General features: G+C 68.4%; 18 protein-coding genes and 2 pseudogenes. 11 read left to right on the top strand and 9 right to left on the bottom strand.

What is annotated here, in order from left to right; translation table 11 throughout:
• Positions 1-4 precede the first annotated feature (4 nt).
• Together AQJ84_RS26575 and AQJ84_RS26570 are read right to left on the bottom strand one after the other, a co-directional pair.
• The gene (locus AQJ84_RS26575; protein WP_030040703.1) at positions 5-976 is read right to left on the bottom strand and encodes an ABC transporter substrate-binding protein; all 972 of its coding nucleotides are present in this window, start codon (positions 974-976) and stop codon (positions 5-7) included.
• Positions 973-1,845, bottom strand: coding sequence for an ABC transporter ATP-binding protein (locus AQJ84_RS26570; protein ID WP_030040704.1), 873 nt, complete (start codon positions 1,843-1,845; stop codon positions 973-975). Before AQJ84_RS26570 ends, AQJ84_RS26575 begins: the two co-directional genes overlap by 4 nt.
• Positions 1,846-1,919: 74 nt before the next feature.
• Between AQJ84_RS26570 and AQJ84_RS26565 the strand changes: the two genes are divergently transcribed.
• Positions 1,920-2,738: a siderophore-interacting protein gene (locus tag AQJ84_RS26565; RefSeq protein WP_030040705.1), complete on the top strand. Its 819-nt coding sequence runs from the start codon at positions 1,920-1,922 to the stop codon at positions 2,736-2,738.
• Between the two features lie 736 nt (positions 2,739-3,474).
• Complete coding sequence (locus AQJ84_RS26560; protein WP_053192667.1) at positions 3,475-4,119, top strand: GAP family protein; 645 nt, start codon at positions 3,475-3,477, stop codon at positions 4,117-4,119.
• A gap of 73 nt (positions 4,120-4,192) precedes the next feature.
• On the opposite strand, the gene AQJ84_RS26555 is transcribed toward AQJ84_RS26560, so the two are convergent.
• Positions 4,193-5,557: a glutamate decarboxylase gene (locus AQJ84_RS26555; RefSeq protein ID WP_030040708.1), complete on the bottom strand. Its 1,365-nt coding sequence runs from the start codon at positions 5,555-5,557 to the stop codon at positions 4,193-4,195.
• Positions 5,558-5,702: 145 nt separating this feature from the next.
• On the opposite strand from AQJ84_RS26555, the gene AQJ84_RS26550 reads away from it, so the two are divergent.
• The 3 genes and pseudogenes from AQJ84_RS26550 to AQJ84_RS44345 form a co-directional block, all read left to right on the top strand.
• On the top strand, positions 5,703-6,545 hold the full coding sequence (locus AQJ84_RS26550) for a hypothetical protein (protein ID WP_030040709.1): 843 nt from the start codon (positions 5,703-5,705) through the stop codon (positions 6,543-6,545).
• Positions 6,546-6,742: 197 nt separating this feature from the next.
• Positions 6,743-8,149 carry a cytochrome P450 gene (locus AQJ84_RS26545; protein WP_051869947.1) on the top strand — a complete coding sequence of 469 codons (1,407 nt, stop codon included), beginning with the start codon at positions 6,743-6,745 and terminating at the stop codon, positions 8,147-8,149.
• Between the two features lie 377 nt (positions 8,150-8,526).
• Positions 8,527-8,748: pseudogene (locus AQJ84_RS44345) on the top strand (chlorophyllase); the annotation flags it as partial.
• Positions 8,749-9,410: 662 nt separating this feature from the next.
• Here AQJ84_RS44345 and AQJ84_RS43175 read toward each other — a convergent pair.
• The gene (locus AQJ84_RS43175; protein ID WP_157875011.1) at positions 9,411-9,584 is read right to left on the bottom strand and encodes a hypothetical protein; all 174 of its coding nucleotides are present in this window, start codon (positions 9,582-9,584) and stop codon (positions 9,411-9,413) included.
• A 244-nt stretch (positions 9,585-9,828) separates the two neighbouring features.
• Here AQJ84_RS43175 and AQJ84_RS26535 point away from each other — a divergent pair, with 244 nt between their 5' ends.
• From AQJ84_RS26535 to AQJ84_RS26530, 3 genes are all read left to right on the top strand, one after another.
• A complete protein-coding gene (locus AQJ84_RS26535; RefSeq protein ID WP_030040712.1) occupies positions 9,829-10,308 on the top strand; it encodes a hypothetical protein in 480 nt (159 codons plus the stop codon).
• A gap of 54 nt (positions 10,309-10,362) precedes the next feature.
• Positions 10,363-11,296 (top strand): IS5 family transposase gene (locus tag AQJ84_RS41310; RefSeq protein WP_445585623.1). Its coding sequence is split into 2 segments (ribosomal slippage): positions 10,363-10,613 and positions 10,612-11,296, totalling 936 coding nucleotides; the frame shifts between segments, so codons are not numbered across the junction.
• A gap of 86 nt (positions 11,297-11,382) precedes the next feature.
• Positions 11,383-11,997, top strand: coding sequence for a hypothetical protein (locus AQJ84_RS26530; RefSeq protein ID WP_030040713.1), 615 nt, complete (start codon positions 11,383-11,385; stop codon positions 11,995-11,997).
• 226 nt (positions 11,998-12,223) lie between these two features.
• Here the strand turns inward: AQJ84_RS26530 and AQJ84_RS26525 are convergent.
• Positions 12,224-13,596 (bottom strand): annotated as a pseudogene (locus AQJ84_RS26525) (IS1380 family transposase).
• On the opposite strand from AQJ84_RS26525, the gene AQJ84_RS26520 reads away from it, so the two are divergent.
• Entirely contained in the window at positions 13,480-14,337 is an 858-nt protein-coding gene (locus tag AQJ84_RS26520) for an SMI1/KNR4 family protein (protein ID WP_128092278.1), read from the top strand. The pseudogene AQJ84_RS26525 and the gene AQJ84_RS26520 sit on opposite strands and share 117 nt — an antisense overlap.
• A gap of 178 nt (positions 14,338-14,515) precedes the next feature.
• Here the strand turns inward: AQJ84_RS26520 and AQJ84_RS45255 are convergent, their stop codons facing one another.
• A complete protein-coding gene (locus AQJ84_RS45255) occupies positions 14,516-15,349 on the bottom strand; it encodes a transposase (protein WP_225877264.1) in 834 nt (277 codons plus the stop codon).
• A 166-nt stretch (positions 15,350-15,515) separates the two neighbouring features.
• Here AQJ84_RS45255 and AQJ84_RS26510 point away from each other — a divergent pair, with 166 nt between their 5' ends.
• On the top strand, positions 15,516-15,920 hold the full coding sequence (locus AQJ84_RS26510; RefSeq protein ID WP_030040716.1) for an mRNA interferase PemK: 405 nt from the start codon (positions 15,516-15,518) through the stop codon (positions 15,918-15,920).
• A 366-nt stretch (positions 15,921-16,286) separates the two neighbouring features.
• On the opposite strand, the gene AQJ84_RS26505 is transcribed toward AQJ84_RS26510, so the two are convergent.
• Positions 16,287-17,888: an alpha/beta hydrolase gene (locus AQJ84_RS26505; RefSeq protein WP_225877261.1), complete on the bottom strand. Its 1,602-nt coding sequence runs from the start codon at positions 17,886-17,888 to the stop codon at positions 16,287-16,289.
• 86 nt (positions 17,889-17,974) lie between these two features.
• Positions 17,975-18,271 carry a hypothetical protein gene (locus AQJ84_RS43165; RefSeq protein ID WP_157875012.1) on the bottom strand — a complete coding sequence of 99 codons (297 nt, stop codon included), beginning with the start codon at positions 18,269-18,271 and terminating at the stop codon, positions 17,975-17,977.
• Positions 18,272-18,678: 407 nt separating this feature from the next.
• Here AQJ84_RS43165 and AQJ84_RS26495 point away from each other — a divergent pair, with 407 nt between their 5' ends.
• On the top strand, positions 18,679-20,163 hold the full coding sequence (locus AQJ84_RS26495; protein ID WP_030040718.1) for a HEAT repeat domain-containing protein: 1,485 nt from the start codon (positions 18,679-18,681) through the stop codon (positions 20,161-20,163).
• Between the two features lie 178 nt (positions 20,164-20,341).
• Here AQJ84_RS26495 and AQJ84_RS26490 read toward each other — a convergent pair whose 3' ends face one another.
• The gene (locus AQJ84_RS26490) at positions 20,342-20,770 is read right to left on the bottom strand and encodes a DUF7144 family membrane protein (RefSeq protein WP_030040719.1); all 429 of its coding nucleotides are present in this window, start codon (positions 20,768-20,770) and stop codon (positions 20,342-20,344) included.
• Position 20,771: the final 1 nt, after the last annotated feature.

The following is a 20,771-nucleotide window of genomic DNA, read 5'->3' as shown; positions in this document are numbered from 1 at the left end:
GGCGCTACTTCGTCAGGGCGGTGACGAGGGCGTCGATGTACGCCTCCATCGACTGCTGGCCGCCGAACATCCAGATGCCGTCGGGCAGTCGGTGCACGTTGCCCTTCTTCACGAAGGGCAGTCCCTTCCACACCGCGTTCTTCGCGAGGTCGTCCGCGAAGGGGTCGCTGCCGTCGACGTCGTTGCCGATGTAGGCGAACTCCACGTCGCCCAGGTCCGACAGGCCCTCGACGTCGGTGGTGGCCAGGCCGTACTTCTCGTCGCCCTTGACCTTCCAGGCGTTCTTCAGGCCTATCGCCTCGTTGACGTCCCCGATCAGCGAACCGCTGGTGTAGGGGCGGATGGAGACCTGGTTGGAGGCGACGTAACCGTCGGCGAACGCGATCTCGCGCCCGGCCAGCCCGGCGTCGGCGAGTGCCTTCTTGCCCTCGGCGACCTTGGCGTCGAAGTCCTTCCTCAGTTCCTCGGCCTTGTCCGTGGTTCCGGTGGCCTGGGCGATGAGGTCGAGGTTCTCCTCCATCTGCCCGATCTGGTCGGATGCCTTCGCCGACTGGATCTCCAGGACCGGTGCTACCTTCCGCAGCTGCTTGAGGACGGAGACCGACAGGTCGTTGTTGGCGACGATGAGGTCCGGGGAGAGCGAGGCGATGGTGTCCATGCTGGGCTCGCCGCGGGTGCCGATGTCCTTGGGCGAGTTCTTCAGCGGGGCGGAGGTGTCCCAGGCCGTGTAGCCCTTGATGTCGGCGACGCCGACGGGGTCGACGCCGAGCGAGACGAGGTGCTCGACGACGTCCCACTCGGTGCCGACGACCTTCTTGGCGGGGCCGTCGAGCTTCACCTTCGCACCACTGGCGTCGGTCAGGGTGATGCTCTGCGCGCTCGGCTCGGACGCGTTGTCCGCGGGCTCGGTCGTGCCGCAGCCGGCCAGGGCGAGGGCGGCGGACGCTGCGGTGAGGGCGATGAAGGGGCGTCTCATGAGGTGGTACTGAGCCTTTCCGTGCGGGCGTGGTGGCGGCCGATCGCGCGGGTGCGCAGGCGGCCCGTGAGGGGGTCGGTGTCGACGTCGATGCGGATGCCGTAGGTCGTGGTGAGACGTTCGGCGGTCAGCACCTCCTGGGGCGGTCCGTCGGCGACGATCCCTCCCGCGTGTAGGAGGGCGACGCGGTCGGCCACGGCGGCCGCCTGGTCGAGGTCGTGCAGGACGACACCGACCGCGATGTGGTGGTCGTCCGCCAGGTCCCGTATGAGATCGAGCAGTTCGACCTGGTAGCGCAGGTCGAGGTAGGTCGTGGGCTCGTCGAGGAGGAGGATTCCGGTGTCCTGGGCGAGGCAGCTCGCGAGCCACACGCGCTGGAGCTGGCCGCCCGAGAGGTGATCGGCGCCCCGGTCGGCGAGGGCCTCGACATCGGTCATGGCCAGCGCGCGCTCGACGGCCGCCGCTCCGTCGGGGTCCGCCCTGCCCCAGCGGCCCCGGTACGGATAGCGGCCGAACTCCACGATGTCCCGCACGGTCAGGCCGCTCGGTGTGGGCCGCCCCTGGGTCAGCAGTGCCACCCGGCGCGAGAACTCACGGGGTGTCAACGCGAGACCGTCGGTCGGGACGTCGTCGCCCGCGTCCAGGGTGAGCGTGGCGGTGCGGGCGGGCTGCAGGCGCGCCAGGGTGCGCAGCAGCGTGGACTTGCCGCTGCCGTTCGGGCCGACGAGGGCGGTCACGCGTCCGGGCCGGAGCGTGATCGCGGCATCGTGCACGACGTCCGTTCCGTCGTACGCCACCGTCACGCCGCGGGCGGTCAGCTCGTGACCGGGCCGGCCGGAGGGCTCGGTTGACTCTTCACCAGAACTCACGACCGGAAGGTTAGCCTAACCTTATCGACGTAACCCCATGGAGGGGCGTACTAAACTTAGGCTAACCTTCCTTCATGGCGAAGATCCACAGGCTGATGCCGCAGCACCCCCGGATGTTCCGCGCCGAGGTCGTGCGCAGCGAGCGCCTCTCCCCCTCCGTCCACCGCGTGACCGTCACGGGCACGGATCTCTCCGAGTTCCCCTGGCAGGGCTACGACCACTGGTTCCGCCTCTTCCTGCAACTTCCCCACCAACAGTGCCTGCGGCTGCCCGAGTTCACCGGCTCGCGGTGGTGGCAGCCCTACCTGGCCATCCCGGAGCGGGAGCGGCCGCACTGCGCGAACTACACCGTGGCGGACTTCCGTCCCGCGGCGGCGGAACTGGACATCGACTTCATCGTGCACCGCGGCCCCACGGGCGAGCTCGAGGGCCAAGCAGCCGTCTGGGCCTGCCACGCCCGCCCCGGCGACGCGCTCGCCATGCTGGACCAGGGGCTCTTGTTCGACTGCCCGCCCGACGCCTCGGAGGTCCTGGTCGTGGCCGACGAGACCGGGCTGCCCGCCGCCACGAACATCCTGCGCTCCCTGCCGCGCGACACCGTGGGCCGGCTCATCCAGGAAGTGCCCACCGCCGCCGACCGGCGCGCCCTCGACGCTCCGGCCGGCGTGCGTGTCACCTGGGTCGTCCGCGACGACAGCTCGTCCGTGCCCGGCACGGGTGCGCTCGGCGAACTTCTCCGGCACACCTCCGTCGACGCGGCCGGTTACGCCTTCGTGGTCGGCGAGTCGACCCTGGCCACCGAGGGACGCAGGCATCTGCACCACGCGGGCCTGCCCAAGAACCGCATCTTCTTCTCCGGCTTCTGGAAGCACGAGGTCCACCAGGCGGCCTGACCGAAGGCTCCGGCCAACCGGGACGTGGACGAGCTCGGGACTGCGCGCTCGGACCGAAGCCCCGGTCAGCCGAGTCGTCGCATGCGCGTCGGACCAGCCGCACGCCGTTCGCCGTACTGCCGTCGGTGCTCGGGCACTTGCCGCTCGGCCGGCCGGCGAAGTGGCGCCGCCCCTCCAGCTCCGCGCCGACGGCCGGACGCCTTCCGGATCGTCAGCCACCGCCGGTTGCCGCCGCCGTACGACCGCGGCCGCGCCTTGTCTGCGGTGGGCACGCCGGTGACGTCGATGGCCTGGCTCGGATCACCGCGGCTAGCGATCCGGACGAGACAACGGCGGGCTCGGTCGACGAGCTGTCTGCGGGACACCGGTGCACCGATCCTCACACCCGGCGCGTCTACCCGAGGCCGACCACCCGCTGCGCGGTGACGCCCCTACCTCAGACCTGCGCGCCGCCCTCCCGCCAGGAAGCAGGAGCAAGCGACCGACCGCATGACGCCGGGTCTCTTCTTCCCCCTGACGGCGTACACCCGGTAGTCGCGGCAATCCGCGCGGGCGAGAGTGGCACTGGCCGCGCGTGTCGTGCCGACAGCCTGCGCGTACCGCCTGCGAGGGAGATGCCGATGCCTGGGACCGCGGAACTGCCGACCGGGCGTCCGGCAGCATCGGCTCACTCCGCCGACCCGTCCGCCCGTCCACCGGTGGCAGACGGCCCTCACACCCAGGAGGAACTGATCCTATGGTTCTCGACCTGGTTGTGATCGGTACGGCCGTCACCCTGGGGCCTTTGCACAACAGCGCCTTCATCCTGCTGCTTTCCTCGCGGCACGGCGTTCGCCAGGGCCTGGCCTTCCTCCTGTCGTGGCTGGCCAACCTGATCGTGGTGATCGCCTGCGTGATTCTGCTGACCGGCGGCCAGCCGCCGGCCCGTCACACCGCGCCCTCAACCGCCGCTATCGACGCGAAACTCGTCATCGGCCTGGCACTGGTGCTCTACAGCGCACACCGGTACCGCCGGCCACCCCGCCCGCACGGCCCGCCACGCTGGACCGCCCGGATCGACGACGCCTCCCCGGCCGCGGCAGCCGGTCTGGCATGGCTGCTTCAGCCCTGGGCGCTGGTCGGCGCCGGCGCGGCGACCGCCGTGGATGCCAACCTCTCCACCCTCGGCGACTGGCTCGCACTGACCGGCTACTGTCTGCTGGCCACACTCACCCTCATCGTCATGGAGATGTACGTGGTCTGGGCGCCCACGTCCGCCCACGCCCGGCTGAACGCCCTGCGGAGCTGGCTGGAGGGGCACCAGGAGCAGCTGGTCGTCACGCTCTCCCTCCTCTTCGGCCTGTGGCTGACGGCCCGGAGCATCGCCGAGCTGGTCGCCTGACCCGGCGCCCCGTTACACGCGCCGCACTGGCCGGTACCCGGCGGGCCCGAAGCCGCTGTTCCGTCGCAGTGCGTCAGTAGCCGGTGCCACGCTTGATCTGATTGCGCTCGATCCCGTGCGCCGCGCCCTTGTCGTCCAACGTGCGGCACGCGTCGGCGATGTCCTGGCTCAGGCGATCGATCTGCTCGCGGCTCAGAGTCTCCTTGACCAGGGCGCGCAGGATCTTCACCCGCTCCGCGTTGGGCGGGAGCGTGTACGCGGGCACCATCCAGCCCCGCTCGGCCGCGAGCTGCCAGGCGATGTCCGACTCGTCGTAAGCGTGCTCGCCGGCGAGACGGAAAGCGACCAGCGGAAGCTGCTCGAGGTCGCTCCCGATCACTTCGAAGCGGCCGCTGTCCCGCAGTTTGCCCGCCAACGCGCGGGCGTTCTCCTGCATCATCTTCATGACGTAGGTGTAGCCCTGGCGACCGAGCCTGACGAAGTTGTAGTACTGGGCGAACACCATCGACGCACCGGTGGAGAAGTTCAGCGTGAACGTCGCGTCCGTCTTGCCCAGGTAGTTCTCGTAGAACACCAGGTCTTCCGCCAGGTCTGACTCCTCGCGGAAGACCAGCCATCCGATGCCGGGGTAGACCAAGCCGTACTTGTGTCCCGAGACGTTGATCGAACGGACCTGCTCAAGCCGGAAGTCCCATTCCGAGTCCGGGTAGAGGAACGGCCACACGAAGCCGCCGCTGGCGGCGTCGACGTGGATCGGGATGTCGAGGTCCCGCCTTCTGCGAACGTCCCGCAGGAGCTCGTCGATCCCGACGACATCGTCCTTGTGCCCGGTGAACGTGGTGCCGAGGACGGCGACGACGCCGATCGTGTTCTCGTCGAGGTGAGGCTCCACGTCCTCGGGGCCGATCGTGTACTTGCCCTCGGCAAGCGGCACGATCCGCGGCTCGACGTCGAAGTAGCGGCAGAACTTCTCCCACACGACGTGGACGTCTCCGCCGAAAACCAGGTTGGGCCGGTCGATCGACAGGGCGGCTGCCTGGCGGCGCTCGCGCCACTTCCACTTCAGCGACAGCGCGCCGAGCATGATCGCCTCGGATGAGCCCTGGGTCCGACATCCGGTCGTCTTGCCCGGCGCGTGGAAGAGGTCGGCGAGCATGCGCACGCAACGCTGCTCGATCTCGGCGGAAATCGGGTACTCCGCATGGTCGATGAAATTGCGGTGGAGGTTCTCGGTGATCAGCCGTTGCGCCTCCGGCTCCATCCAGGTGGTGACGAAGGTGGCGAGGTTGCGCTGCGGGTCGCCCTCCATGGCGAGATCCACGTCCACGAGCCTCATCGCGTCCGTCGCGGCCATGCCTTCCTCGGGGAAGGTCTGCGAGGGAGCGGGCACGGTCAGGAACCGATTACCGAAAAGAGCCGCATCGTCACGCTTGGTCATGCGGCGATTCAACCAGCGCCGGGACCTGACGCGGGCCAGGGACACACCCGAGAGGCCGGGCCGGTGACGCCGGGAGCTTTGCCGCAGGTGATCACACCGTGGAAGCGAGAATGCGTCGGTGAAGCGGTCATCCTAGGCTCGGGCCGTGGGACAACCCGAGCAGCGCGCCGAGGGCGCGGGACCGTTCACCACCCGGCTCACCTGGAACCTTCCCGAAGGTGGCACCGCCGTGTGGGAGTCCCGGCTCGCGCGGCGGCGTGGTGTGCTCGCCGTCCGTCCCCTCAGTGCCGCGAGCACTCGTCACATCCGTGCGGACGCCGTTTCCCTCGCGCGGCTGAGACGGCTCAACGTCATCGCCGCGACCGCCTTCGTCATCGGCGGGGCCCTGTTCGCGGCCGGCGCGGCTGCCGCCCAGTTCGGCTCCGCCGACGCCGCCGAGGGTGCCTCGATCTACTTCGCGGGTGGCCTCTTCTTCACCGTCGGGGGGTACGTTTCGCTGCTCCAGGTGGTCAACGCACCCCGCCACGTCGCCGGCGGCGAAGGACGGTTGGTCACTCGCCGCTGGCGATGGTGGAGCTACGAGCCGACGCGGGTGGACTGGCTGAGCACGTTCGTCCTCTTCGCGGGCACGCTCGTCTTCACCGTCGACCTGCTGGACTCCTTCCTGCGGGGCCTGAACGTCCAGCAGGTCAACCGGCTGATCTGGGCGCCCGACGTGGTCGGCTGCGCCCTCTTCCTGCTCTCCGGCCACCTGGCCTTCGTCGAGATCTGCCACGGCCGGCTCTGCGTCCGGCCGCACGACCTCGGCTGGTGGATCGTCGCCGTCAACCAGCTCGGGTCCCTCTTGTTCATGGTCTCGGCGCTCGCCGCCTACACCCGCCCCTCGTCCGGCAGCCTGGTCAACGCCGACATCGCCAACTGGGGCACTCTCGCCGGCGCCCTGTGCTTCGCCCTGGCAGGTGTCCTCCAACTCGGCGAACACTCATAGGCCCCGGAGAGGTGACGCCTACTACCGTGGCGGCGGACCGTGTGCCGGCCGAGAGCCGGCGAGCGGCAGTCGTGCGCCGAGCAGTGCGCCGCGCCGCCTCACGGGTAGCTCACGCGAGACTGAAGGCGGCATTCTGCCGGGCGATGTTGGGCAGATAACTCGGCCGTATCAACCCTGACATGAGGAGCGTCAAGGCCGTGACAGCCTCACCCACCACACTTGCCCCTGTCCCGACCGCGCCTGGAGGGCTCCCGCTGATCGGGCATGCCCATCATCTGATCCGAACCCCGCTGCCGTTCATCACCTCACTGCGCGACCACGGCAGCGTCGTCCGCATACGTCTGGGGCCGACCCCCGCGTACGTGGTCACCGACCCTGTGCTCACCCGCACCGTACTGGTCACCGAGGCAGCGCACTTCGCCAAGGGCGGAAAGATCTTCGACGTCCTGCGGGGCGTCTTCGGTGACGGTCTGGCCACGGTCTCCGACGGCGACACCCATTTGCGCAACCGCCGCCTGATGCAGCCCATGTTCAACAAGGCCCATATCGCCACGCGCCGCACCGCCATGATCGACCAGGCCAGGTCCATGGTCGGCGCATGGGAGGAGGATCAACCCCTCGACGTGTTCTCGAACATGAACGACGTCACCCTCGCCGCCTTCCTCGTCGCTCTCTTCGGCACGGATTTCCCAGCGAACCTGCAAGGGGAGTTCACCACCCTCATGCCCCCGCTCATGAAGGAGGCGATCCGGCAGGCAGTCCTGCCATCGTGGGTGACCCGGCTCCCGCTGCCCGCGAACCGAGCCCACAACCGCCGGATCGCCCGTCTGCGCGCCGTCATCGACCAGGCCATCGACCACCGCTCCAGCCGGTCGGCGAGCGCACCCCCCGCCAACGTCCACCACCCGGCCGAAGCAGCGGGATGCCCCCACCAGGCCGCCGCGGAGCATGAACAGGCCGGGCTGTTCGAAACCCTGATGGCGGCCGAGGACCAGTTCACCCGCCAACAGCTCCAGGACGAAGCCATCACCTTGATGAACGCGGCGATCGAGACCACCGCCACCGCCCTCGCCTGGACCTTGTACGAGCTCACCCGACACCCCGATATCGAACAGCGTCTGCGTGCCGAACTCGCTGCCGTCTGCGACGGCCGGCCCTTGTGTCAGGAAGACCTCGACCAGTTCCCCTACGCCCGGCAGGTCCTCCAGGAAGCCGTCCGCAAATACGGGCCAGCCTGGATGGTGACCCGAAAGACCACCCGGGACATCGACCTCGGCGGACACCGTATCCCCCGGGGCGCCGACATTGTGTGGAGCCCCTACCTCCACCAGAACGACCCCGCCCACTTCCCCGAACCGGCCACCTTCGACCCCGACCGCTGGGCCTCCGGTCGCGCACCCTCGACCCGCGATTCCTTCTTCGCCTTCGGCGACGGCCGCCGCAAGTGCATCGGGGAGAACTTCGCCTGGGTCGAAATGCACATCATCCTCGCAACCCTGCTGGAGGCCTGGCCCCGTCTCCGCCTCGTCTCCCGCCCGCCCCGTGCGGAGACAGCCATCACCGTCAAGCCAGACAAACTGGCCATTGCCTTCGGAACGTCTTGATCGCCCGACAGTTCGTGATTGCCGACAGCGACGGCGATCACGACCACTACGTGCAGGTCCACTGCGAGCCTCGATACAGACCCGCACCAGCCCTGCAGGCCGGCTGTCGATGCGATCCCGTTCCGCCGTAGGCCGGTCGATCAGCTCTGGCGTGGCCTCACCGTTCACGACACACGGCAGCAGATCCGCGATCGACTTGCTCGGCAGCCCGGCGGCGTACAACTGCTGTGAGGCGGACACCACTTCTCGCCTCTGACGTCGGCGTCACGTTCTGGCGTATCTCGCGACGGCTCACCCCCTCCACGAAGGCGAAGGACGCGACCGTGACCAGCTCGTTCGACAGCTTCCCCATCGGAAATGCGAAGAAAGATCTGCCCATGACCGCATCAGACGCAGCGGCCACGGACGTGGCCATCACCGCCCCCTCCCCCATCGTCTCGGTGAAGCCGGTAGTGCTGGAAGCACCGGGCCGCAGTGAGGGCCTGCGGGTGAGAATTTCCGCGCCGACAACCGGGAGCGAACTGCCGATCATCGTCTTCTCGCACGGCTTCGGGTCGTCGTTGAACGGCTACGGTCCTCTGGCTGACTTCTGGGCTGCTCACACGACGGACGAGAACCCCGAGCGCGTGGCCCTGGTCCAACGGGTCACCTGGGCCTACCTTCGCCACGCACTCGGCATCGAGGACACCAACTGGACGGCAGACCAGAAGGCTTTGTCGGCGAGCGTCGCCCCCATGGGGCGGATCGAATCCAAGTGAAGCTCTGAGAAGCGAACCACCCCCGGGGGTCGTAGCCCTTGACACGGCATCAGCCGTCCGAGCACGGCGTCGCGCACACGGGTGAACGAGCTCGGCGATACTCGGGGCCCGCAAGTTTGACCGCAGCAAGGTCGAGGCGGGTGTCCATGTCGAGGTTGACCTCCCCGTACGGCCGCACGTGGGACCAGAACAGCTCAGCAGGATGTTCACGTAGACGACCGGACAAGTCCTAGCTGATCGGTGCTGGTGGCGCCGTGAACGCGGTCTGTCGCGGAACGGGTTGGGATCTTTAGGCTGGGCTGTTATCGGCAGTGCCGGGCACGCTCTAACGATCTCGAAGCCCGTTGAGACGCCTGCGCACACGAGGTGGCGGCAGCGGGTACGTATCCCACCGCGATCAGGAAGGAAGATCCGTCCTGACACGGCCCGCGAAGCCAGTCCCCTGGCGGAGGTCACCTGGGGACTGGCGGCGTGCGACCGCAGCGGAGAGCCGGTGTTGCGGGTCAACGGTGAACGACGGCCCGCTCGAGGTCGCGATGGACGAGCTTCACGACCAGGCCCCTGTCGGCGAACGCCTTCGCCTCGTCGGCGAGCCGGGACGCGGCGGGCATCCTCGACGTCGCCGGAGACGACGGTGTGCAGATCTGCAGCGCGGTCGCCGCGAGGAGCTCGCGCACGTCCGGGGTCGCCCATCACGGTGTCGCGCACGACCTGGTCGTTCGAGGTCAGCTCGCGCAGGTCGGCGCTGACGTGGGGGTCCTTGAAGTGTTCTCCACCGGAAACCAGCGGGTTCGCGGATTCTGAAGGTTCATGTGGCAGGAATTCGCTGGTGGGGTGTGGGTTCTGGGGTGGGGAGACACGTGGGTTCATGCGCGATGTGTGAGGCAGGATGAGGCTCCAATCGGTTGGGGAGGGCTCGGGGTGGGTTACGAATTGCAGGCGGTCATCGCGGGTGACGAGGTGCTGCGCGTCGCGTCGCGGGAGGTTCCCGGATCCCACGTGGTGCCTCTTAGCCAGGGCATGTCGCTGATGCCGATGACCGATGAGGTCTTCGATGCCGTCACGGACGGCAGCGAGGTAGGGGACCTGGGGTTCTGGCGGCTGCCAGGGGGCTTCGAGTCGCTGCTGGCTCAGTGGTCCGTGGCAGGGCCGATCGCCTATGTGGAGGCCGAATACTTCGGCGGAGTCGGCGAGCAACGAGCCGCCGTCTGGGCTGACGGAGCACTGGAACTGGGGCCGCTGGATGAGCCGACAAAGAAGCGGTTCTCGCGAGCAGTCAGCCCCATCTCCCAGGCCCTGCGGCGGCTAGGCGCACAAAGGAGCCTGGGCGAGGACGAGTTCGAAGCCGTGGGGCTGGACCGCCACCGCAGCAACGAGGACTGGATCTCCAGCGCCTGCTAGGTACTGTCCGATGGATTGCGTGACCAGTGCCGGGCACGCATCGTTTCGGCTGATGTGGGGCGGGTTGATCTGTCTGACACGGAGTGGGGTCTGCTGGAGCCGCACCTTCCGAAGAACGTGGGCCGAGGCGGACGTTGGAAGAACCACCGCACCGTCATCAACGGCATTCTCTTCCGCCACCGGACCGGCATACCGTGGCGAGACTTACCCGCGCGGATCGGGAAGTGGAAGACCCTTCATGATCGCCACCGGCGATGGTCGGCGGACGGCACCTGGGACAGGATCGTGCGGGCCGTCCAGGCGGGCCGACGTGAGGGGCCGGATCGACTGGAGTGTGGTGAGCGTCGACTCCACCGTGTGCCGTGCCCACCAGCACGCGGCCGGGGCCCCTAACCGGCCAGCACGGATACCAGGGCGACGCAGTCGACCCGTCCAGCATCGGTCCGATGAGGCGGTGGGCCGCTCACGCGACGGTTTCTCCACCAAGATTCATCTGACAAGTGACAGCGGCTGCCTCCCGCTGAGTATCTTGATCACGCCGGGGCAGTGGGGAGACGCACTCCAGCTGATCCCGGTCGTCACCCGCATCCGAGTCCCACGCCGGGCAGGCGGGCATCCACGGACCCGTCCTGACCATCTGTGTGGCGACAAAGCGTACAGTTCCCGCCGGAACCGCCGTTATCTGCGGCGGCGTCAGATCCGGCACACCATTCCCGTGCGCAGAGACCAGCGGGCTAACCGCCAGCGGCGTGGCAGCCACGGTGGCCGGCCCGCAGGTTTCGACCGGCCGCGGTATGCCCGCAGGAACGAAGTTGAACGGACGATCAACAAGCTCAAGGTGTTCCGCGCGGTAGCGACCCGGGCTCCGGCCGTAACACGCCGGATAGTCCTGAGGGCTGACTCTCGCTGGCTGGGCCTTCGGCGAGGGCCCAGCGACACGGTCGGCCGGATGCTCTCCTTCCTCCCGGATGTTCGGCCAGGCGAGTGAAGGAGCGCGATGGAGCGGCAATAAGCTCTCGGACCCTTCCACCCTGAGCCGACGATGAAGCCATCCGACGCCGGTTAGGAAGCGGAATGTCCGAACAGCAGCATGACCCCGCCCTGTCATCGCAATTCACGGATGAACAGATCGTCAATTGGTTGATCGATGAATGCCGGGATGTGGGCAACCAAATTTCGACCCTGACGACATCCGGCGATCGCATCCTTGCCGCTGGCAGCACCGTGATCGCACTGGCCGCAACCGTCGCGATCGGCGGCGGGAAAGGCTACCTCCTCATGTGGCTACCGCTCGGCATCTCAGTCGTCGTCGTCCATGCGCTATATCTCAACTACGTCGCCTTGGGGATGATCGGGTATAAAAAGGGCTTGGAAAACGAGATCCTGAGGCGTACAGGTCTGCCGCTGATTGCCTTGCAGTCCCGCATCCTTCACGGAGGCTCTGGTCGCCGCCTCAAGGGCATGCTTTTCATCGGCGCTGCTGTGTATGCGGGAGCTATGGGGCTGGGCCTCGCTCAGGCGTTTCACGCACTGTCGCCGGGGGCCTGGGGCCACGAAAGGGCATGGCTCTACATCACGCTGACAATCGCCAGCGTAGCGGTCGGTCTTGGCGTCAACGGCTACTTCCTGTGGACACAGCGCGGTGCGGCTAGGATTGCCGAAGGGAAGGTCGCGCACATGTTCGGCTAATCGCTAGGGCCTACTGGTGAAGAGTTGTCCACTGCTGGTGTAGACGCCTTAGCCTCGATCTTGCATGAGGGTCCGTCAGCTTGCTGACGGACCCTTTGTGGCGAGTGTTGGTGGGGTATTCCGGAGTCTGGGCAGGTGGAGTGGTGCCCGGCTGTCGCGTCGGGTGTGCGCCGGGTTCCACGGCTGCGGTGGGCTGGTGCTGCTCGCAGGGGCGGGAAGGTACTGGTCACCCGGGGTTCGGTAGGGGCCTGGAGCCGGTCCAGGGCATCGGTGATCACGTCAGTCCAGGGCCAGTGCCCGGCGAGGCGGAGGATACGGCGGCGGCCGGTGGTGGCGAGTTGGGCGGCAGTGGAGAACAACCGAAGCCGCAGGCGGCGGGGCTCCCAGAGCCGGGCCTTTCCGGTCAGGGCGAACAACGGCATCCAGGCGAGCAGATCGAGGGCGATCTGGACGATCTCCAGCCAGGTCTGGTTCTGCGCGGCCTGGTGGAGGGGGAGGTTGCGCAGGCCGGTGGCGCGGGCGGCACGGATGCGGTCCTCGGCCCGGGCCCGCTGGCGGTGGCGCAGTTCCAGCTTGCGATGGGTGTGCCGGTGGTGTTGGTGGCAAAGCAGGTCAGCCGCATGCCGTCGGCGTCGGTGAAGCGCAACTGGGCGCCGGGATGCGGCCGTTCCTTGCGGACGATCAGCCGCAGCCCCTTCGGCCAGTCGTTCAGGCAGTCGCCGGCGAGTTCGGCCACCCAGGCGCCGTCGCGGATTTCGCCGTCGGGTTCGACGGCCGGGGTCCAGGCCGAGGCTGGGACCGCGAGGACGGCTTGGTGGATGGCGTCGGTGATGGTCATGCCGACCGAGTACGACAGCCACCGCCCGCGCTTGGCGAGCCAGGAGACGAACTCGTGCGTGCCGCCGCCGGAATTACGGATCAGCGTCTGCCGTCCCCGCCAAAACCGCTTCGGCAACTGGGCCAGGGCCAGCTTCGTGGCCTCGATGTGGTCCGCGGCGGTGTGGGAGCCAGCGTTGCCGGGCCGCAGCAGGCCCACGACCGGCTCGCCGGCCCCACTGGGGCCATGGTCGACGAAGCCCATCAGCGGGTGGTGCCGGAAGGTCTTCTTCCACATCGCGGCAGCGTCCTGCTTCTCGGAGTGCGCCAGGACAAGGACGCCGTCGATGTCCACGATCACCTGCCCGCCCGCGTCCGGCGCCGCATCCCCGGCCAACCGCCAGACATGTTCGCGTACTTCAGCACGGGCGGTGCGCAACGCGGCCAGGACCCGCTGCCCGCCCGACGCCAACTGGTCGACGAGCCGGGAGACCGTCGGGTCGGAGGCCACCGGCCCGAACACGGTCGGCTCGGCCCGCAGCAGACCTACATCTGCCAGGCAGTCCCCGCCCAGTGCGACCGCGAGCGCCACATCAGCAGGATCTAGCCCGGGTCGTGCACCGCCCGGGCCTTGCGCCATGGCGCAAGCGCCGCCGATATCGCCCCATGCAGGCCCGCCTTGCGGACCGTCTCGACCAGCAACACCGCTCCGGCCTGCGAGACGATCCCGCGGCCACCGCCCTCGACATGGGCATGCGGGTAGGACCCGATACGCTTCTTCACCTGGAAAATGCCTTCGACGGGTGCGGGAACAAGGACCTCAGCAATCCTCATTCTCGCTGGTCAGAGGCGCTTTCTGCTTACGTGATCGCTCATCGGACACCGCACTTCGTGAAACCCGAGGCTGGAAGTAGTTTCATGTCTTACGCAGACGATGTCACCTCATCGTGGACCAGGATCGTCCGGTGGCTGGAGAACAACGCCCCCGCCAGCGCACAAGCACTCAACCCACCGGCCACAGACGCCGACATCCAACACCTGAACGACTCCCTGGGATTCCGCATACCCGAGCCTCTGGAAACGTGGCTGCGCCTGAACAACGGCAGCACCGCCAAGGACGCCATAATCCCGATTCCCGGAGGCTTCCAGCTCATCCCCCACCTGGACTCCAAGCTCTTCCCCGGCGGTGAGGTCTTCCTCGACTGCCAAAGCACCATCAACCAGCATCAGGACTGTCTCCGCATCGCCCACGACATCGGCGACGAGGACTGGTGGAAGCCCTCGTGGGTTCCTGTGCTGGCCGAGGCGGATGCCCACTACGGGATGATCCTGGACGCCGGGCAGACCGACGGGAGCATCCCTGTGCTGGCCTACCGTGAGACCGAGTACGCCAAGGCTTACGCCTCATCGCTGGGAGAACTGCTGACCGGCGTGGCGGACATGCTGGAGGACCACCGGGGAAACAGTGCACTCACGCGTGGGTATCAGGCATCCGTCCAGGACGGGCGAGTGGTGTGGTACTGACTGACTCCGTACGCGCCAGCGGGGCCCGGTGATGGTTCACCGGGCTTCACCTGAACCGCTGGGAGACCAACGAACGACCGCCGCCCTCGATGCGGACACGCGGGTACGACCCGATTCGCTTCTTCACCTGGGAAGTGCCTCTATACCTCGCAGCCAACAGGACCCTCAGTAAGTCTTATCATTGAAGGAGCGGTCCACGATTCGATGTGCGTGGTCCATCGTCAGCGCCCTGGGCAGATGCGTCCAGGACAGCTGGCCGGGTATCTGCGGGGACAGGCTCGCGGATCGTCACGGACGGTCGGTGAGCTTGCTTCAGGTGACCAGGGGCGCCAGCGAGGAACCGGCAGCTCGGGGCCGAACCGGAAGACCACCTGACGCCAATGCATGCGGTCTGCCACTCAGTTGGGCGGAAGCCCGCGCAGGCCGCGGCCGTTGCCCGGGACGGGACGGACCGCGGCGCCGTGATCGGGCCGGCGCCGGCCACCCTGCGTTCGTTGTGCTCGCGGGAGGCGAGATACGACTCTGGCTCGGCCTGCATGAGGTCAGCGACGGTGCAGTCCAATGCCGCGCAGATCTTGTCCAGGTCCTCCAACCGGACCGTGACCGGCTTGCCGCTCCAGAGTGCCGCGACCGCACTCCCTCGCGGGGGCGAGTAGGCGAGGTAATCGGCTACCTGGCTGTTCTCGACGCGTCCGGCGGTGCCGGTGTACTGGTGCTGGACACCGACAGTGTCGGTGCCTTTCTTCACGTCGTCGGTCTCGTCGACCACCAGCACCGCCTCGTCGGCGTGCGGGTGCTCCACCACGTAGTCACCCACGTCGTCGCGGACCTGGTCGGCGTCACACTTGGCCCGCCCGAGCAGGTGCTGCATGCCGTCCGGGGTCCTGTCCCCGGCCCACTCGGCGATGGTCCAGCAGTTGTTGAGCGGCGGGTCCGACAGCAGGCCGAGCATTAACTTCCGGGCTCGGCGCCGGGATTCGACCCGCGTGAACCGTCCCGCTATCCGGCTCATCAGGCCCTCGAACGCCTCCTGCCAGTGGGCAGGGTTTACGCTGTGACCTGCGGCCACCGCGTGATCTTCAGTCTTCGCACACCGATGAGCAACGGTGGCCGCACCCGTCTCCACAGCGCGTCAGGCTCGCGCAGCGTCTGTCCGCCGTCCTGTGTCTGGAGGACTTGTGCAACGTGGCGAAGTCTGGTGGGTCCAGTTCGACGAGCGGAGGTTGGTCGTACTGCTGTCGGGAGACGACGCGTCCGGGATCCGGGTGATGCAGGTCGTCGCTCCGGCGGGCGTCGACATGAGCGGTCTGGGCATCGAAGTGATGGTGGGCGCCGATGAAGGAGTGCCGTTCGAAGGCGTGCTGCGGCTCGCGTTCCCGCGTCCAGGCTTCACCCCTTGCACGTGGCTGACCACAGTGTCACGGGACGACCTGATAGAGCGGGCGGCCGTCCTGTCCTCGGCGAAGCTCAGCGAGATTGACGATGCCCTCCGACTCGCTGAACAAGCGCAGGAGCAGACCCCGGCGACGACCGCGAAGCTCAGTGAGATGAGGGACGCCCTCCGTCTCGGTGAACTCGAGTAGAGGGAGAAGGAGCCGACGGCGTGGGCGGTCTCGGCCAGATGGTCGTCGCTGTCCGACTGTCGCCTCGGCGCCCCTCACCATCGAGATCACGATCTACGGCTGGAGTATGAGGGACGGTGGCCTGACCTCTCGTCAGCGTCTCCGACGGCGCCTCCCGGGCCCTGCTGCCCCCAAATCATCCGTTCCTCATCCGTTCGCCAAGGGGCAACAGTCATGCCGGTGCCGGAGGCCAGCAGACCTTCCGGAGCTGGGCCCCGCCAGGCTCGACCTCCGGCCGTCGCTCCCGGCCCCGCTCACGGGGCGCGGCCCGGCAGGAAGACGGTCGGGCCGCGCCCGTCGCTCAGGACCGGATCGGATCAGGCCGCGTCACGCGGTTGACCGGTACGGCCCCGGCAGGTCGGGCAGCGGGTCGACGAGACCGCCGCTCGGCGACTGCCGCTGGACGGAGGGCCCGGTCGGCCAGACCGCGGGGCAGTGGGTGCCCTTGCGGGGGGCCTTCAGGGTGAGGAGGTAGGTGTTGATGGCGTCCCGCGCGCACGGGCTTCGCCAGTAGGTACCGTGGCCGACACCGTCGTACGTGAGGAGCACCGCCTCGCGGCCGATCTGACGGGCCGCGTTGGAGGCCCAGTCGTGCGGGGTCGCCGGGTCGAAACGGCTGTTGGTCATGAGGATCTTCGGGGTCCCGTCGACGTGGAGCCTGCGCGGCGGGTTGGTCACCTCGGTCGGCCAGTCCTGGCAGCCGGTCTGGACCGTCCAGCCGAGGGGGCTGACGCGGGTGACGGGGGCGCGGCGGACGAGTTCGCGTTCGAAGCGCGCGAGGGTGGCGTACGAGGGCACGTCGAAGTCGTAGTCCTGGCACACCACCGAGAAGAACGGGAACTCCGTCGGCTCGCCGAACTTCCGGAGCGACCGTGCCGCCCCCGCGGCTGTGGCGTCCAGGTCGGCGAGATCCTGAGCCAACTGGAACCAGGTGGTCGGCCTGTACAGGGGGCCCACGATGAGGTTCTGGACCTCCTGGGGGGTGACCGTGTGGGGCTGGTCCCCCGGCAGTACCAGTTCACCGGCCTCCGCGCGTTTGTAGAGCGAGTCGAACAGGGCGCGGGCGTCCTGGTCGTGGAGCACGCAGGACGGCGTACGGGCGCACCAGTCGGCGAACTGGCCGTACGCCTCCTCCACCGCCCTGGTCTCGGTCTTCTGGAAGTCCCACATGCCCAGGCTGTGGTCCATGTTGGAGTCGAGGGTCATCGCGCGGACGCGGTGCGGGTAGCGCTCGGCGTACTGCTGACCGATCAAGGTGCCATAGGAGACGCCGTAGTAGCTGATCCGCTGCTCGCCCAGGCCGGCGCGGATCGCGTCCATGTCGCGGACGACACTGCCGGTGTCCATGTGGTCGACGAGCGGCCCGGTGAGGTCGCGACAGCTCTCGCCGAGCGCGCGGTTCGCCTCGCGGAGGGTGGCGAAGGAGGAGTCGCTGTCCGGGTAGAGCAACTCCCCCTGGGCCGTCAGCAGGTCCATGTCGCACATCACCGGGTTGCTGCGGCCGATGCCGCGTGGGTCGAAGCCCACGATGTCGAACCGCTCCAGCAGTTCGGGCGAGAAGGCTTCGGGAGCATCGAGCGCGAAGTCCACACCGGAGCCGCCCGGGCCGCCGGGGTTGATCAGCAGCGAGCCGATCCGGCGCTGGGGGTCGGTGGCCAGGTGGCGGGCCAGCGCCAGGTCGATGGTGGCGCCCCGTGGCCGCTTCCAGTCCACGGGCACCTTGAGAGTGGCGCACTCGAAGGTGCCTTGGCCGGAGGGCGATTCACAGGGTTCCCAGGCTATGCGCCCGGGCGACGGGGTGGTGGTGGCCGAGGGGGCGGCGACGGCGGTCCCGGTGAGCAACTGGCCGAACATCGCGGTGACCAGGGCGCCGACAGCCAGTCGTCTGCGCCCTTTCGAGCGCGGGGTCAGTGGGGGGTTGGATGACACAGACGTTCCTCCATGAATCAAGAGTTCACAGACGGAGCAAAGCTTGGTCCCAAGTTACTTGAGAAATCAAGTAACATGATGATCAATCAGATAGTGGCCGACTCAAACCCTGGGCGACGGGCCCGGAATGTGGCGTCCGGGCGGCCGGGACCGACCCAGCGCGACGGCGCGGACGGCAGCGAAACGTCGGAGTCGTCGCCCGCTCCGGATCCCGTCTGCCGTCCGACCTCACCGATCTCGCCGATGTCACTGGCCTCACCGGCGCGTTCGCAGACGCCACCGCGCAGGCTGCGATCGTGTGGCAACGGGCACTGTCCCGTGGGGAGGCGGTAAATCTGGCGGTGATGCTCGCCGGCGATGGCGAGCCGATGACCCTGCGTCATGACGCCGACCTTGCCGGCCAGGAGGCGCTGTCAGAGGGGGACGACATCATGACAGCCGCCACCGGAAAGCAAAGCACCGAGCCCCATCGGCTCACGCCCATCGCGCCGGACCACTCGGGTCGCACGCGGCTTCGGCTGCGCCGTACGGCCGCCGCCGTTCTTCTGCGCCGCCACCTTGGCGGCGCGGGCTGGGCACGAGCGCGGTAACGAGCCCTGGCGGACGCTTAGTTCAGTACGTGATTTAAGAAGTGAAGGATGAGCAGGTCATGACTTTGGTATGGACCAGATGCCAAACCATCGGCGGCCGCGACCGCGGGACGGAGCCGCGAGGCGGGTGGTGGTGACGTACACACGAGGGACTGTCACGCTGAGGCTCATGACCGACCGTCAGGGTCTTCGGAGGATGCATGAACAGGACGTTCCTGTCGTACGTCGGTGAGAACCGCACGACCGTCGTACGTCTCGCCCGGACACTCCGCGCCTTCGAGGTCGACGTCTGGCTGGACCGCGACCGTCTGGCGCCCGGCGTCCGGTGGGCGACCGCCATCCGGGAGGCCATCGCGCGCGGAGACTTCTTCATCGCCTGCTTCTCCCGGGAGTACCACGAGCGCAGCCGGTCCTACATGAACGAGGAGTTGGTGCTGGCCATCGACGAACTCCGGTGCCGCACGACGTCACGTGCGTGGTTCATCCCGGTCCTGCTCAACGAGTGCGAGGTCCCGGACCGCGATATCGGCGCCGGGGAGACACTGCGTTCCCTGCAGTGGGTCAACCTGTACGAGGACTGGGACCGCGGCATCGACCGCATCCTGGCGGTCGTGGCCCCCGCCCACGCGAAGCTCCACGCGGCGCAGCGTCAACTGGCGAGCGGATCAGCCCGTGAGCGCATCCGCGCGGCGGACGATCTGGCGGCCATGGGAAGCCTCGCGCGGCCTGCGGTGCCCGCCCTCACGGACGTCCTGAGCGACTCGAACGAGACGGTGCGAGCGGCGGCCGCGGATGCGCTGGGCAACATCGGTGCCGCGCTCGACGAGACCATCGCGCAGTTGCTGCGCGTCATGCGACGTGGGGACTACTACGACAGCAGGCACGCCGCGGGGGCGCTCGCCAAACTCGGGAGCCCGGCCCTGTCCGCGCTCCGGGAGGCGGCCACCTACCCGGGCTACGGAGTGGCGCACTCCGCCAGGGAGGCGTTGGCGGGCGTGCGCGACCCGGCGGCCGTGCCCGTCCTCCTCCAGGAGGCGCGCGACGGGTCCCTTCCCGCGGTGGACGGTCTGGGAGGCATCGGAGGCCCCGCCGCAGCGGCTGTCCCGTTCCTGGTCGAGATGGCCCGGCACCCTGATGCGGTCCGGCAGTGGCACGCGATCGAGGCACTCGGCAAGATCGGCGACGCGGCCGCCGTGCCGGCGCTTGCCGAGCGATTGAGCGCCCCGAACGCGCGCACCCGATGGGAGGCCGTCGCAGCGCTGGGGCGCATCGGTGCCCCGTCCACCCCGGCACTCGTCGCGCCGGCCCTTGCCGACCCCGACGGCACGGTGCGCAGCACCGCGGTCCAGACGCTCGACTGGACCCGGTTTCCCGGGGACACGCTCGCCACGCTGGCGCGACTGCTCCACGACACGGATCTCGTCGTACGGATGTACAGCGCGCAGGCGCTCGGCACCCTGGCTGACGTCCGGGCCGTGTCGCTCCTGGTCGACGCCCTCGACGACGACCCCAACGTCGTCCGGGCAGCCGCGCTGTCGTTGGGCTCACTGAAGGCGGACGCGGCCGTTTCCGCGCTGGTGCGGGTCTTGAGGCACGAGAGGGAATGGGTGCGCGACGCCGTGTCCGAGGCGCTCCTGCAGATCGGTTCGCCGGAAGCCGTTCGTGCCGTCCGGTCCCGTCGGTGATCCCGCCAGGGAGGCCGTGGCGGCCACCGCCATCAACCCGGACACCATGCCCGCCTGGAGCGGTACGGCCTCGACCGCCGCCGCAGACCGTGGGCCGTCCGTTCCGCTCCTGCCCTGATCCCGCGGGCGCGAGACACCGCGGCCGGCGGGTCTCACGCCGTCACAGGTCGCGCGGTGCTCAGTCGAGCCGGCCGGCGGTCCGGTCGGACTTGACCACGCACAGGGCCCAGATGATGAACGCCGAGAAGGCGATCATCACGATCGACCAGACCGGGTAGTACGGCAGGGAAAGGAAGTTGGCGACGATGATGAGCCCGGCGATGGCCACGCCGGCGACCCGGGCCCACAGCGAGGCCTGGAACAGTCCGAGTGCGATGATCACGGCGAGGGCGCCCAGGATGAGGTGGATCCAGCCCCAGCCGGTGAGATCGAACTCGAACACGTAGTTGCGGGTCGTGACGAAGACCTCGTCGTCGGCGATGGCCATGATGCCCCGGCAGATGTCGAGCACCCCTGCGATCATGAGCATGACGGCTGCGAAGACCGTGAGGCCTTCGGCCAGGGGCCGACCGGTCGTGTGCGCGTGCCCGGTGTGTGTCGCGGTCATC

The sequence above is a fragment of the Streptomyces resistomycificus genome (assembly GCF_001514265.1).
Taxonomy (GTDB): Bacteria; Actinomycetota; Actinomycetes; order Streptomycetales; family Streptomycetaceae; genus Streptomyces; species Streptomyces resistomycificus.
Note: the sequence above shows the minus strand (reverse complement) of the source record. Positions and strands in the feature narration are given on the sequence as shown.